This window comes from Hamadaea sp. NPDC050747, from assembly GCF_040654195.1.
In the GTDB taxonomy this organism is placed as follows: Bacteria; Actinomycetota; Actinomycetes; order Mycobacteriales; family Micromonosporaceae; genus Hamadaea.
In genome coordinates this window covers 61,167-75,192 of the sequence record NZ_JBFAHM010000003.1, presented here as the reverse complement: position 1 = coordinate 75,192, position 14,026 = coordinate 61,167, and the positions used below count along the sequence as shown (strand labels likewise).

The window sequence follows — 14,026 nt, the reverse complement described above, 5'->3', positions numbered from 1 at the left end:
GTCCGCCAGACCCTGATCGACCCCGCAACTCCCTGATCAACGCCCACTTCATGAGCAACGAAAACGAGCCCCGGCGTTGACCGGGGCTCGTTTGGCGTATGCGTCGGGTCAGCGGCGCGCCGGGCTCAGGCCGAGCGGCTTGCCGAGGAGCGACTCTTTGCGTACGGAGAGGCGGTCGGCCACGCTCTGCAGCGCGGCTGCGGCCGGAGCATCCGGCGCGGCCAACACGACGGGATTGCCTTCGTCGCCGCCCTCCCGCACGCGGGTGTCGAGGGGAATCTGGCCCAGCAGCGGCACCGGCGCCCCGATCAGCTGCGTCAGCGAGTCGGCCACGGTCTGACCGCCGCCCGCTCCGAACAGCTCCATCCGTTCGCCGGTCGGCAGCTCCAGGTATGACATGTTCTCGACCACGCCGACCAAGCGCTGATGGGTCTGGAGCGCGATCGCGCCCGCCCGCTCCGCGACCTCGGCCGCGGCCTGCTGCGGCGTCGTGACGACGAGGATCTCGGCGTTCGGCAGCAGCTGGGCCAGGGAGATCGCCACGTCACCGGTGCCCGGCGGCAGGTCGAGCAGCAGAATGTCCAGGTCGCCCCAGTAGACGTCGGCCAGGAACTGCTGCAGCGCCCGGTGCAGCATCGGCCCGCGCCAGACGACGGCGGCATTGCCGGAGGTGAACATGCCGATCGAGATGACCTTCACCCCGTGCGCCTGCGGCGGCATGATCATGTCCTCGACCTGCGTCGGGCTACCATCGGCCCCCAGCATGCGCGGAACGGAGTGGCCGTAGATGTCGGCGTCGATCACACCGACGCTCAGTCCCTTGGCGGCCAACGCGGCGGCCAGGTTCACGGTCACGCTGGACTTGCCGACGCCACCCTTGCCGGAGGCGACCGCGTACACGCGGGTGCGGGAACCAGGCTGCGCGAACGGAATCACCGGCTCAGCCGCACCCGGCCCGCGAAGCGACTTCTGCAGGTTCTGCCGCTGCTCGGTGCTCATCACCCCGAAGGCGATCTCCACCGCATCGACACCGGGCACCGCCGTCACCGCCGCGGTGATGTCCTCGCGCAGCTTGTCACGCAGCGGACACCCAGCCACGGTCAGGAGGATGCCGATCGACGCGGTCGTGCCGTCGACGGCGACGGACTCCACCATGCCCAGATCGGTGATCGGGCGGCGGATCTCGGGGTCGTTGACGGTGGCCAGAGCGGCAGTGATCGCATCGGCGAGCGTCGTGGCAGGCGCGGACATGCGTCCCATGCTACGTCCGGCGAACCGGTGTACCGAGGGTGCCGCCACGCGGTGTGACAGATCACCCGGGCTATCGCGACGAGGTCCTGCGGATCTCGGCTCGGCGAGTCCGAGGTCAGGGAAGGGAGCCGGCTTCGACGAGGCGGGCGAACTTGCGTAGCGCACGTTTGAAGCCGACCTTCGAGCCGGGCCAGAGCAACGGCCACACGGCTTTGCCGACCACGCCGCCGGGGAGCTGGAACCATTCGTGCCAGACGACTTGCGTACGGTCGCCGGCCATCGGGGTGCATCGCAGCACGCCCGGTCCCCGCAGGATCTTGCCGCAGTGGACGACCCGCAGCTCGTAGGGCGCGTCGACCTTCTCCACGCGCATCTCGTCCTTGATCACCGCCGGTCCGGCTTGCGTGATCGCCTCGATCAGGCTGCCTTCGCCGCCGTCGCCTTCGACGACGCGGACGGTCGTGAACGGGATCCAGTCGCCTTGGCGTTCCCAGGCGAGGAACGCGGCGAAGACGCGTTCGGCCGGGGCGTCGACGATGACCGTCGCGGTGACTTCGCCGGTGCCCGGTTCGGCAGGCGTCGGCGGTTGAGCCTCCGAGGTCACCCTCGGGTCACCACCCGGTCGCCGTCGTCGGCGTCGGAGTCGGCCGGCTTGTCGTCGGTCTTCTCCGCGACCGGCCCGTCGGTCGGATGATCGGTCTCGTCTTCCTTCGCCTCGTCCGAGGCGGTAGCCGAAGCCTCGGCCGATTCCGGCGTCGACGCCTCGGCCTTCTCCTCGGCCGCCGGCCACGGTGCGAACGGACCGTCCGGCACCTCGTCGAAGTCGATCTCGGGCTGCGTCTGCTTGGCCTCCTCGGCCGGCTCGGGCTTGTCGGCGGGCTCGTCGATGGCCGGGCCGCTCTCGGTCACGGTGCCGTCGATCAGCGCGGGCGGCGTCTCGGGCTCCGGCTCGCTCGACGCGGCCAGGCGCGCCGCCTGCAGGGCGTCGGCGTCTTCGACCCGGCCGTCGCGCAGCGCCTCGACCTCCGCCGCCAGGACGTTGATCAGTTCGTCCTTATAACCGATGTCGTACGCCACGCGCTTGAGCGCCCGGTCGACCTGATCCATCCGGTATCCGCGGAGGCCGACATCGAATGTCACCTTCGCGACATCCTGCTCGACGAGCGGGCGGCTGCCGGGCAGCGGACGCCCACGGCCGTCCGGCTCCACTCCGGCCATTCCGGGGTCACCCCCGCTGACCAGCACCATCACGCCGAAGACGACGGCACCGACGGTGAGTGCGACGACGAGCAGAAGCAGGACTTGAGCCATGCCTGCGATCGTGGCACGAACCCGGGTCAGAAAGCGACCCTGCCACCCGAATTCTCAGGTGTCACTCCCACACCAGAACACGCTTGCGCCACGCGTACAACAGACCGAGTGCGAGGACCGCGACGAAGATGGCCATCTCGATCACGGTCGTGAGTCCCTGCCGCAGGTAGACCACGGCCCAGGGGAACAGGAAGACGGCCTCGACCGCGAAAAGCAGATAGAGGTACGCGTAGAGGTAGTAGCGAATGTGCACCTGCGCCCAGCCGCCGCCGACCGGGTCGAGTCCGCATTCGTACGTGTCGAACTTTCCGGCACCGTTCGCCGGATTCGCCGGGCGCAGCAGCCGGTTCGCCCCGAAAGCAATCACGAAGAAGACCACCGCCACCGCGACCAGCAGTCCCAGGGTCGCGTACGAGCCGAGGTAGCCATCCACGTGCGCAGCATAACGCCCTTGCCCACAGGGTGGGCCTGGCGCACCGGCCGATGAAGTGTCAGCGTGGTAAGCGACGTACGCTTTCCCGGTAGTACAGGACGACCCGTCCGTCAGGAGGACGCAGGTGGCCAAGGAGACGCAGCAGCTCGATCGCGTCGTGATCCGGTTCGCCGGTGACTCGGGCGACGGCATGCAGTTGACCGGCGACAGATTCACCTCGGAGACCGCGCAGCTCGGCAACGACATCTCGACGTTGCCCAACTTCCCCGCGGAGATCCGGGCGCCGGCCGGCACCCTGCCCGGCGTCTCCAGCTTCCAGGTGCACTTCGCCGACTTCGACATCCTCACTCCGGGTGACGCGCCGAACGTGCTGGTCGCGATGAACCCGGCGGCGTTGAAGGCCAACCTGGCCGACCTGCCGCGCGGCGCGACGATCATCGTCAACACCGACGAGTTCACCAAGCGCAACCTGCAGAAGGTCGGCTACGCGGCGTCGCCGTTGGAGGACGGGTCGCTGTCGTCGTATCACGTACACCCGGTCGCGCTGACCAGCATGACGGTCGGCGCCCTCGCGGAGCACCCGATCAGCAAGAAGGACGCCGAGCGGGCCAAGAACATGTTCGCCCTCGGCATGCTGAGCTGGCTCTACTCCCGGCCGCACGAGTCCACCCTGCAGTTCCTGCGCAAGAAGTTCGCCGCCCGGCCGGAGCTGGTCAACGCGAACATCGCCGCCTTCGAGGCGGGCTGGTCGTTCGGCGAGACCACCGAGGCGTTCGCGGTCCGCTACGAGGTCAAGCCCGCGAAGATGCACGCCGGGCGTTACCGGAACATCACCGGCAACACCGCACTGGCCCTGGGCATCGTGGCCGCCGGCGTACGCGCGAAACTGCCGATCGTGCTGGGGGCGTACCCGATCACGCCGGCCTCGGACATCCTGCATGAGCTGAGCAAGCACAAGAAGTTCGGCGTGACCACGGTGCAGGCCGAGGACGAGATCGCGGCGGCCGGCATCGCCCTCGGCGCGTCCTACGGCGGTGCGCTGGGCGTCACCACGACGAGTGGTCCTGGTGTCGCGCTCAAGAGCGAGACGATCTCGCTGGGCCTCATGCTGGAGCTGCCGCTGGTGGTCGTCGACGTGCAGCGGGCCGGGCCGTCCACCGGCATGCCGACCAAGACCGAGCAGGCCGACCTGAACATGGCGCTCTACGGGCGGCACGGCGAAGCGCCGGTGGCCGTGATCGCGCCGCGCTCCCCCGCCGACTGCTTCGACGCGGCGATGGAGGCGTGCCGGATCGCGCTCACCTACCGGACGCCGGTGCTGCTGCTGTCCGACGGCTACATCGCCAACGGTTCCGAGCCGTGGCTGCTGCCGGAGGTCGCGAGCCTGCCCGACCTGCGGGTGGAGTTCGCCACGGAGCCGAACGGCGAGGACGGCAAATTCCTGCCTTATCTGCGCGACCCGCAGACGCTGGCCCGCCCGTGGGCCGTCCCCGGTACGCCGGGACTGGAGCACCGCATCGGCGGCCTCGAGAAGCGCGACATCACCGGGGACATCTCCTACGACCCGGAGAACCACGACTTCATGGTGCGTACGCGAGCCGCCCGGATCGAGGCGATCGAGGTGCCGGACCTGACCGTGGAGGACCCCTCCGGTCAGGCGAAGGTGCTCGTGCTCGGCTGGGGTTCGACTTTCGGGCCGATCGGCGCGGCCTGCCGGGACCTGCGTCAACGGGGGCTGGCCGTCGCCCAGGCACATCTGCGGCACCTCAACCCGATGCCGGCCAACCTCGGCGAGGTGCTCAAGGCGTACGACCGGGTCGTGATCCCCGAGATGAACCTGGGTCAGCTGGCGCAGGTGATCCGCGGTCGCCATCTGGTCGACGTGGTCGCGTACAACCAGGTCCGCGGGCTGCCGTTCACGTCCGCCGAGCTGGCCTCGATGCTGGAGGAGGTCGTCAAGAATGTCTAGCGTCCCGGTGCAGTTGACCGCCAAGGACTTCAAGTCCGACCAGGAGGTGCGCTGGTGCCCGGGCTGCGGTGACTACGCCATCCTCGCGGCGATGCAGGGCTTCCTGCCGGAGCTGGGCATCCCGCGTGAGCGGACCGTCTTCGTCTCCGGCATCGGCTGCTCCTCGCGGTTCCCGTACTACCTGAACACCTACGGCATGCACTCGATCCACGGGCGCGCCCCGGCGATCGCGACCGGCCTGTCGGTGTCGCGCCCGGACCTCAGCGTCTGGGTCGTGACCGGCGACGGCGACGCGCTCTCGATCGGCGGCAACCACCTGATCCACGCGCTGCGCCGCAACGTGAACCTGAAGATCCTGCTGTTCAACAACCGGATCTACGGCCTGACGAAGGGGCAGTACTCGCCCACCTCCGAGGTCGGCAAGATCACCAAGTCGACGCCGTTCGGTTCGGCCGACGCGCCGTTCAACCCGATCTCGCTGGCGCTCGGCGCGGAGGCGACCTTCGTCGCGCGGACCATCGACTCCGATCGCAAGCACCTCCAGTCGGTGCTGCGGGCGGCGGCCGAGCACGACGGTTCCGCGTTCGTCGAGATCTACCAGAACTGCAACATCTTCAACGACGGCGCGTTCGACGTGCTCAAGTCGCCGGAGACGCGCGACGACTTCGTGATGCCGCTGGAGCACGGTCAGCCCATCACGTTCGGCAAGGATCGCGAGTGGTGCGTTGTGCATCCGCCCGGCGGCTTCGGCCTCGAAGTCCGACGCACGTCCGACGTCGATCCCACGGAAATCGTCGTCCACGATGCCACGGTGGCCGAGCCGGCGTACGCCTTCGCGCTGTCCCGCCTGCCGGGGCTGGACCTGCGGCACACCCCGATCGGCGTCTTCCGGTCGGTCAGCCGCCCGACCTACGACGAGGTCGTCGTCGGACAGGTCGCGACCGCGCAGGCGAAGGCCGAGGGTACGCCCGAGGACCAGCTCTCCGCGCTGCTCAACGCCGGGGACACCTGGACCATCTAGCCCTGAAAACGCGTCAGGACAGGACGAGGCGTACGGCGAACTGCCCATAACCGAGACGCCGGAAGGTGTTCGCCATCGGCACGTTGCCGAGGTCGGTGTCGGCCGCGATCCGCTCGGCCCCGAGGTCGGCCAGGTCGGCCGTGATCTCGGCGAGCAGGTCCGCGGCGTATCCGTGGCCGCGGTGCTCTGGGACGACGCCGAGGAAGCCGACGACCGGTCCGCCGTTGTTGCGCGACGGGATGGCGAAGCCGACCAGGTCACCGGTGCTGTCGTAGGCGAGCTTCCACCACGACCGCTCACCCGGCATCTGCTGGTACGTGTCCAGGGTCTCTCGGGCGTACCCGGCGAGTCCGGCGCGGGCGATCGAGTCATGGGTCTCGGCGTCCAGGCTGCCCACCGAGACTCGCTGGAAGACGTCCAGGAATGCCTGGTCGTCCGGCTCCGCCCGGAACGTCAGCCGGGTCGAGCGATCCGGCACCGGGGTGTCGGACAGCCACTCGAACCGCAGTCGCTCAAGCTCGTTCGTCATTCCAGCAGCCTTCGCGGCGGCGAGCCGGGGTGCCAACGCGGTCTGGATCGAAGCGTCGTCGCGCCAGCCCGGGGGCAGGAAGATGTGGTACGACGGGGGCTCACCGTCGGCCGACGCGGTCGAGGTCACCTGCTGGATCAGCTGCGTCCACAGGGCGACGGAATCCGTCCGGTCCGGCAGCGCGTACAAGCCGTCGAGCGCGATCGGCCCGGGCGCGCCGGGAAAGCTCCACCAGACGGCCGCCGCGACCAGGCGGTCGCCCTCTTCCGCGACCCAGGTGCATTCGTGGCGGTATTGGCCGTTGGCGAGAAACTCGGTGAACCGCTCAGGGTGAGCCGTGTTGACGGACTTGTCGCTGAGCAGGGTGAGGAGCTGGTCGAGGTCGGCCTCGACCGAGGTACGGATGTGCAAAATTCCTCCACTGTGGGAGGCGCGCCGGAGACCGCGATCAGAGTGCGGTGCCCTTCGGGGCCCGACGCGCCAAGGTAACGGTTCGCATCGCGACCTCCTCTCTGTGCTCGACGTCGCGGCGTGAACGACCACGACGGGCTACGGCAGCAGAGATTAGATGACCTTGGTTGTCACCGTCAAGGGATCTAGACCGGACCCCGGCCCGGGCTTACATTGCTAATCACCAATGCACACCACCCACCTACACCCCCGAGGTGACGTGATGTCCCGTACCCGCCTGGCCCGCTGGGCCACTCCCCTCCTCAGTGCCCTGATCGTCCTCGGCATCGCCGCGCCCGCGGCGGCGGCCACCTTCGAGCAGAAGGTCGCCGTCGTGACCAGCTTCACCCAGGACTCGCTCTCGAGTTACAACTCCTGGTTGTCCGCGCGGAACAACCAGGGCGCCTGGGCGGACTACGACCTCGACTGGTCGACCGACCTCTGCTCCAGCTCGCCGGACAACCCGCTCGGCTTCGACTTCAAACTGTCGTGCGCACGCCACGACTTCGGCTACCGCAACAACAAGCGGCTCGGGATCTTCACCTCGACCGTGAAGGCGCGGGTGGACCTCGCCTTCTACAACGACCTCAAGCGCAAGTGCGCCACCTACAACTGGGCGGTCCGCCCGGCCTGCTACAGCCTGGCCTGGACGTACTACGAGGCCGTGAAGAACTTCGGCTCGCTCGCCGCGGTGTCGCAGGCGGACCTCGACAAGGCGGCCAAGATGAAGGCCGACGCCCTCGCGAAGACCTCGTCGCGCGCGCAGCGGTGACCCCCGCCCGCCGCGTCGATCAGGAGCTTTCCGGCTGCGACACTCCGTCGAGCAGCACCGTCAGCTCATGGTCGACGCGGCGCGGCGCCTCGATGTCGAGCGCCAGCGACGACGCGTCCTCCAAACTCATCGTGGAACCGCGCGCCCAGGCCGCGTCGAAGGCCGCGTCACCCAGGGCCTTGCGGCTGACCGCCTGCTGCGCGGTCCAGTAGGCGCCGAAGATCCCAGGTCCGCGGCACAACCGGGCCTTCGCGGCGGCGGCGGCGCCGAACAGGGTCGCGGCCATTTCATGATCACCACCGAGTACGCAGCGGGCCGCCATCGCGCTCACCGCCACACACGCCCGCGAGTGGAAGCCGTAGGACATCCGGGATCGCAGGGCGATGGACAGGTGATCGTGGGCCGCGACCAGGTCTCGGCGACCCAGCGCCGCCATGCCCAGAAGCAGGTCCACTGTGCGGCGACCGCGCTCGGCCGGGCGCAGCGCCTCGACCGGGCGGGCCGTCGCGAGCAGTTCCGCGGCCTCGGCGTACGCCCCGCGCAGCCACAGGAGTTCGGCGAGGTTGTAGATGGCGAAGAGGGCGTCGGCGGTCACCTCGCGCGGACCGGCCCAGCTCAACAGGTCCCGGCAGAGCTGCTCCGCCTCGGCCGCCTTGCCCAGCGAGACGAGCGGGCCGGGCTGACCGGCCAGCACCCGGGCCACCGTCCCGGCGTCCCCGCTACGCCGCGCGGCGACCTCGGCGCGCTGGGCGAAGCGGATCTCCTCGCTGGTCTCCCCGTCGGCACAGGCGTGCATCGAGTGGGAGTAGTACACGAGGGCCAGCTCGCGGTCGGGAACGTGTTCCCCGGTCTCTGCCAGGCGGGAGTACAGCCGGAAATGCCAGAGCCGGCCCTCGCGGGCCAGCCCTCGTTCGCGCCACCACTGGTCGAGTCCACTCGCGATCCGCAGCCCCAGCCGCGCGCTGCCACCCGTGACGCACCACCGCAGCGCGGCACGCAGCTCTCCGGCCAGCGGGTCGAGGGAGTACATCGACAGCGTCACCGGGCGGCCGTCGGCGCCCTGCTGCGCCCGTTCGAGGCGGTGCAGCGCCCAGCGGAGGTGGCGGTCGCGGACGGCCCGCTCCTCGCCTTCCGCCGTGAGGCACCGAGCCGCAAACGCCCGGATCGGGTCGAGCATCCGGTACTCCGACCGGCCGGTGTCCCGTCCGACCTGCAGCAACGACTTGTCGACCAGGGTGGCCAGCGTGTCCAGCGGATCGCCGTCCACCCACCACTCCACGGTCTGCAAGTCGACCGGGCCGGCGAAGACGGACAGCCCCCGGAGCAGCCCGGCGGCCGCCGGCGGCAGGGTGCGATAGGACCACTCCACAGTGGCCTGCAGCGTCGCATGGCGGCCGCTCGGCTCGCCCAATGCCATTGCGGTGCCGTCGATCGCGCCCAGCGGATCGGGCGCCTTGCCGTCCAGCTCGTTCTCCAGCCGGTCGGCCAGTTCGCCCGCGGACAGCACGCGCAACCGCGCCGCCGCCAGTTCGAGCGCCAGCGGCAGCCCGTCGAGGCGGGTGGCGACCCGGCCCAACGACCGAATCTCCGACTCGGCCGGGACCCGGCCACCGCGCGCCGCGGTCGTGCGCTCGATGAGCAGCGCGACGGCGTCGGCCCGTTCGGCGCCCGGCCCGGGTTCGAGGCCGAGCGGCGGGATCCGCCACACCACCTCACCCGGTACGCTCAGCGGCTCCCGGCTGGTCGCGAGGACGTGAACACCCCGCCCGGCCGTCAAGAGCTGGGCGATCACCGCGCGTACGCCGGCGAGCTGTGCCTCGCACGTGTCGAGCACCAGCAGCATGCGGCGGTTCGCGGCGTACTCGACGAGGGTGTCGAGCACCGGCTTGCCCGGTTCCGGCCGCAGCCCCAGCGTGTTCATGAGGGTGAAGCCGACCAGGCCGGGATCGCTGATGGTGGCCAGATCCAGCAGCCACACCCCATCAGGGAACTGTCCAACCAGGTCACCGGCCACCTCGACGGCGAGCCGCGTCTTGCCGGCGCCGCCCGACCCGACGACCGTCACGAGCCGTTGCCGGGCGACGAGGTCGGACAGGTCGGCCCGCTCGGTCGCCCGCCCGACGAAGGGCGTGATCGCCGACGGCAGGTTGTGCGCCGGCGCCTGCGACGTCCGCAGACGCGGGAAATGCCGGGACAGTCCGGGCGCCACCAGCTGGAACAGCCGCTCGTGACCATCGAAGCCGCGCAGTTTGTGCAGGCCCAGGTCCAGCAGCCAGGTCTCGTCCGGCAGTTGACGCGTACGCGTGGCGGTCGCCTCGGACAACAGGATCTGCCCACCGTGTGCGGCGTTCGCGACGCGGGCCGCCCGATGCACTTCGGCACTCGCGTACTCGCCGGCGTGGGGCTGGGCGAAGCCGGTGTGCAGCCCCATCCGTACCCGGGGCATGGCCTGCTCACTCGGCCACGCGTACGCCGCGAGCGCCCGCTGCCCCTCGGCACAGGCCAGCACAGCGGCCGCGGGGTCGGTGAACACGAAGAAATAGGAGTCGCCCTCGGTGAACAGCTCGACGCCGTCGGCCCGCCGGAGCGCGGACCGCAGCAATCGCCGGTGCTCGGCGAGCACCGGACGATAGCCGTTCCCAAGCATCTGGGCCAGTCGGGTGGAGCCTTCGATGTCTGTGAACAGGAAGGTCACCAAACCGCTGGGCAGATGCCGATCTGCCGACACGAAAACCTCCGCCCCCCTGGAAGTCGGTTCATGCTGTCCGACGCCGAGGTCGTCGCGCCATCGCCGGAACGGACGGCAACTGATCCATCCAAGGTCCTACCCGGTTCGAGTTCCCAGTGCGCCAACACGACGCGGCGGCGAGACGGCGTCGGCGTGCACCTCACAAAACGAGGACCAGGGCGGCCAGATGTGGGCCGAACGGCCAGATCTGGCCGCATAGGCCATACTCGACGGCGTGACCACCCCTGAACCCGCCCGCGAACCCGAGACCCCTCCGGCCGCGCCCTCGTCTGGGGACCATTCCGGGGACACGCCCTCGTCTGGGGTCCACTCCGGGGAACAGTCCGAGCCGCAGTCCGTCCCGAAGCTCCGGCCCGCCGTCGCGGCCGCCGGGCGCAAGGTCGCCGCCGGTGGGCGTACGGCGATGGGGGCGGCACGCCGGCCGCAAGGCCGGTTGGTCACGGGCGGCCTGTTCATCACCGCCATCGTCACCGGCGCAGTGCTCATCGCGGTCTGGCTCGCCCCCTCGGGCGGGGTGCCCGCAGCGCAGGAGAGCTCGGCGTCGGCCGGAGCGACCTCGGCCGCGCCCAGCGGCACGGACCAGGCCAGCTTCAGCCCGTTCCCGACCGTCACCACATCACCCGCGCCGCCGAACTCCGGCCTCACCGAGTGGGCGGACAAGCTGGCCGTCAAGGTGGAGATCCCCCCGGTGGCACTGCGTGCCTACGCGTACGCCGAATACGTGCTGACGAGCCGGAAGCCGGGCTGCAACGTCCGGTGGTCGACGATCGCCGCGATCGGCAAGCTGGAGACCAACCACGGCCGGGTGGGCGCGTCCACGTTGGGTCCGGACGGACGCGTGCTGCCGCCGATCGTCGGCCCGGCCCTGGACGGGAAGGCGGGCCGGAGCAAGGTCGCCGACACCGACGCGGGCGCGCTGGACAACGACCGCGCGTGGGACCACGCCGTAGGACCCCTGCAATTCCTGCCGGCCACGTGGCGCACGTACGCCGTCGATGCGGACGGTGACGGTCTCGTCGATCCGAACGACATCGACGATGCGGCACTGGCCGCCGCCACGAAACTTTGCGAGGCGAACAAGGACCTCTCGCAAGCAGCGAACTGGACCGCCGCGATAAAGACGTTCCCCGATCTCTCGGCGAAGGTGCAGCAGGTTTTCGACGCCGCGAACGTGTACGGCCAGAAGAGCCGGGCATGACCATGAGTAGTCGAGCATGCACTGTGGAGAAAACTTAGGCCTTCCCAAGGCACCTTGCAGCGTGCAAGCTGAACAGGTGAAGGTTCGCGAGTGGGATCCCCGAGTCGCGACGGCCACCGAGATAGCCACCGTGGTAGAGACGCTCAACACTATGATGAGCGTCGACCTCCCGGATGATCCGCCGTGGCGCGATGTACTGATGCGTGAATATCTCTCGGTCACCATGCCGGGCGAGCGCAAGATCACCTGGATCGCCGAGAAAGAGGAAGGCGATCTCGCCCGCGGCGTACCGCTGCTGGGCTTCGCGAGCATCCTGCTGCTCGGCGACATCGGCGTCGTCGAGTGCATCGTGCACCCCGAAATGCGCAAGCGAGGACTCGGCCGGACACTGCTGCACGCGGTGGTCAGCCACGCCCACGCCGAAGGTTTCCAGGCGATCGGGGTCGAGGTGCCCGGCGGCACGCCCGGTGTCGAGTTCTACACCGGGCTCGGCTTCCGGAAGGCCTTCACCGAGCAGCGCAGCGTCCTCGACCTGGACACCGTCGACTGGTACGCGCTGGGCGAGCTGGCGAACGGGATCGCCACCGGCTACACCATCCGGTTCTACCCGGACTCGCCACCGGACGACCTGATCGAGGCGTACGCGTCGGCCAAGGCCGAGGTGCAGGACGTGGACCTGGGCGACCTCGACCTGCGCCCCAGCTCCTACGAGCCCGACCGGCTCCGGGCGAGCCTGTCCTGCCTCCACGCCCGAGGGCTGCGCCCGTACATCGTCGTGGCCGTGCACGAGGCCACCGGCGTGGTCGCCGGGCTGACCGAGGTTGTCGTGCCCGAGCAGCGCCCGATGCGGGCCGACCAGTACGACACCGTCGTAGTGCCGCAGCACCGGGGCTACGGCGTCGGCCGGGCGATCAAGGCCCGGATGCTGTTCGAGCTGCGCTCGGCCGTGCCGTCGCTGCGGCAGGTACAGACCTGGAACGCGGCGGTCAACGAACCGCTCCTCAAGGTCAACGCGGAGCTGGGCTTCAGCGCCGACCGCGACTGGCTCGAGTTCGAGGCCGACGTGCCGGACCTGGCCCGCGCCCTCGGCATCGCCTGACCGCTCCCCGTCCTCGCTCCGCGCCCGCTCGGGCCACCCGTGCCACATGCGGCTCGCCCCACGGGCCGCCGCTCGAGCCGCTCGCGGCTCCAAGATCGGCGGCGGATCAGGGATCCGGGTCGAATCTTGGAGCAAGATTCGACCGCGATCCCTGATCCTGCGCTGATCTTGCGCGGGCGCGCAGCGAGCGCAGCGAGCGCAGCGTAAGCGCCCAGCGAGAGCGCGCGGTGGGCGCAGCGCGGGCGGCGGGTCAGAGCCGGTGCAGGCGCCGGGCGGCGTCCACCGCCCAGTAGGTCAGGATCATGGAGGCGCCCGCGCGCTTGATCGAGTGCAGCGTCTCCAGCATGACCCGGTCCCGGTCCAGCCAGCCGTTCGCCGCGGCCGCCTCGACCATGGCGTACTCGCCGCTGACCTGGTAGGCCGCCACCGGGACGTCGACGTGCTGCCGAACGGCCGACACGACGTCGAGGTAGGGCAGCGCCGGCTTCACCATCACGATGTCGGCGCCCTCGGCGACGTCCAGCGCCACCTCACGCAGCGACTCCCGGAGGTTCGCCGGGTCCTGCTGGTAGGTACGCCGATCGCCGTCCAGCGACGACTCCACGGCGTCCCGGAACGGGCCGAAGAAGGACGACGCGTACTTCACGGCGTACGCGAGGATCGTGACGTCGCGGTATCCGGCTTCGTCCAGCGCGCGGCGGACCACGCCGACCTGGCCGTCCATCATCCCGGACGGCCCCACCATGTGGACTCCGGCCGCCGCCTGCGCGACCGCCATCTTCGCGTACGCGTCGAGGGTCGCGTCGTTGTCGACCGAGCCGTCCGTGGCCAGGACGCCGCAGTGCCCGTGCGAGGTGAACTCGTCCAGGCACAGGTCGCTCATGACCACGGTCGAGTCGCCGACCTCGGAGATCACGTCCCGGATGGCGACGTTGAGGATGCCGCCCGGGTCGATTCCGCCGGAGCCGGCGGCGTCCTTGGTCTCGGGGATGCCGAACAGCATGATCCCGCCGATGCCCGCCTCGACCGCCTCGGCGGCCGCCTTCCGGAGCGACTCCCGCGAGTGCTGCAGGACCCCGGGCATCGAGGCGATCGGCCGGGGCTCGGTCAAGCCTTCCTTGACGAACATCGGCAGGATCAGCTCGGCCGGGTGCAGCCGCGTCTCACTGACCAGCCGCCGCAGCGCGGGGGTGGTCCGCAGTCGGCGTGGCCGGATCTCCGGAAATCCCATGATCGCCTCCTAG

Annotated in this window: 12 protein-coding genes; 5 read left to right on the top strand and 7 right to left on the bottom strand. The window is 70.0% G+C overall.

What is annotated here, in order from left to right:
- Positions 1-108: 108 nt before the first annotated feature.
- From AB0H43_RS06730 to AB0H43_RS06715, 4 genes are all read right to left on the bottom strand, one after another.
- Positions 109-1,251, bottom strand: a complete 1,143-nt coding sequence (locus tag AB0H43_RS06730) for an Mrp/NBP35 family ATP-binding protein (protein WP_359997618.1) — start codon at positions 1,249-1,251, stop codon at positions 109-111.
- A 115-nt stretch (positions 1,252-1,366) separates the two neighbouring features.
- The gene (locus AB0H43_RS06725) at positions 1,367-1,855 is read right to left on the bottom strand and encodes an SRPBCC family protein (RefSeq protein WP_359997615.1); all 489 of its coding nucleotides are present in this window, start codon (positions 1,853-1,855) and stop codon (positions 1,367-1,369) included.
- Positions 1,852-2,562, bottom strand: coding sequence for a DivIVA domain-containing protein (locus AB0H43_RS06720; protein WP_359997612.1), 711 nt, complete (start codon positions 2,560-2,562; stop codon positions 1,852-1,854). The genes AB0H43_RS06725 and AB0H43_RS06720 overlap by 4 nt, the downstream gene beginning before the upstream one ends.
- 61 nt (positions 2,563-2,623) lie before the next feature.
- Positions 2,624-2,995: an NADH-quinone oxidoreductase subunit A gene (locus AB0H43_RS06715; protein ID WP_290860028.1), complete on the bottom strand. Its 372-nt coding sequence runs from the start codon at positions 2,993-2,995 to the stop codon at positions 2,624-2,626.
- 124 nt (positions 2,996-3,119) lie between these two features.
- On the opposite strand from AB0H43_RS06715, the gene AB0H43_RS06710 reads away from it, so the two are divergent.
- Positions 3,120-4,964, top strand: a complete 1,845-nt coding sequence (locus AB0H43_RS06710) for a 2-oxoacid:acceptor oxidoreductase subunit alpha (protein WP_359997609.1) — start codon at positions 3,120-3,122, stop codon at positions 4,962-4,964.
- Positions 4,957-5,985 carry a 2-oxoacid:ferredoxin oxidoreductase subunit beta gene (locus AB0H43_RS06705; protein WP_359997606.1) on the top strand — a complete coding sequence of 343 codons (1,029 nt, stop codon included), beginning with the start codon at positions 4,957-4,959 and terminating at the stop codon, positions 5,983-5,985. The genes AB0H43_RS06710 and AB0H43_RS06705 overlap by 8 nt, the downstream gene beginning before the upstream one ends.
- A 13-nt stretch (positions 5,986-5,998) precedes the next feature.
- On the opposite strand, the gene AB0H43_RS06700 is transcribed toward AB0H43_RS06705, so the two are convergent.
- Entirely contained in the window at positions 5,999-6,925 is a 927-nt protein-coding gene (locus AB0H43_RS06700; protein WP_359997603.1) for a GNAT family N-acetyltransferase, read from the bottom strand.
- A 262-nt stretch (positions 6,926-7,187) separates the two neighbouring features.
- Here AB0H43_RS06700 and AB0H43_RS06695 point away from each other — a divergent pair, with 262 nt between their 5' ends.
- The gene (locus AB0H43_RS06695; RefSeq protein ID WP_359997601.1) at positions 7,188-7,736 is read left to right on the top strand and encodes a phospholipase; all 549 of its coding nucleotides are present in this window, start codon (positions 7,188-7,190) and stop codon (positions 7,734-7,736) included.
- 19 nt (positions 7,737-7,755) lie between these two features.
- Here the strand turns inward: AB0H43_RS06695 and AB0H43_RS06690 are convergent, their stop codons facing one another.
- Positions 7,756-10,464: an adenylate/guanylate cyclase domain-containing protein gene (locus tag AB0H43_RS06690; protein WP_359997598.1), complete on the bottom strand. Its 2,709-nt coding sequence runs from the start codon at positions 10,462-10,464 to the stop codon at positions 7,756-7,758.
- 235 nt (positions 10,465-10,699) lie between these two features.
- On the opposite strand from AB0H43_RS06690, the gene AB0H43_RS06685 reads away from it, so the two are divergent.
- A complete protein-coding gene (locus AB0H43_RS06685; RefSeq protein WP_359997595.1) occupies positions 10,700-11,683 on the top strand; it encodes a lytic murein transglycosylase in 984 nt (327 codons plus the stop codon).
- Positions 11,684-11,759: 76 nt separating this feature from the next.
- Positions 11,760-12,782 carry a GNAT family N-acetyltransferase gene (locus AB0H43_RS06680; protein ID WP_359997593.1) on the top strand — a complete coding sequence of 341 codons (1,023 nt, stop codon included), beginning with the start codon at positions 11,760-11,762 and terminating at the stop codon, positions 12,780-12,782.
- Positions 12,783-13,032: 250 nt separating this feature from the next.
- On the opposite strand, the gene hemB is transcribed toward AB0H43_RS06680, so the two are convergent.
- Positions 13,033-14,013, bottom strand: coding sequence for a porphobilinogen synthase (gene hemB, locus AB0H43_RS06675; RefSeq protein ID WP_359997590.1), 981 nt, complete (start codon positions 14,011-14,013; stop codon positions 13,033-13,035).
- Positions 14,014-14,026 lie beyond the last annotated feature (13 nt).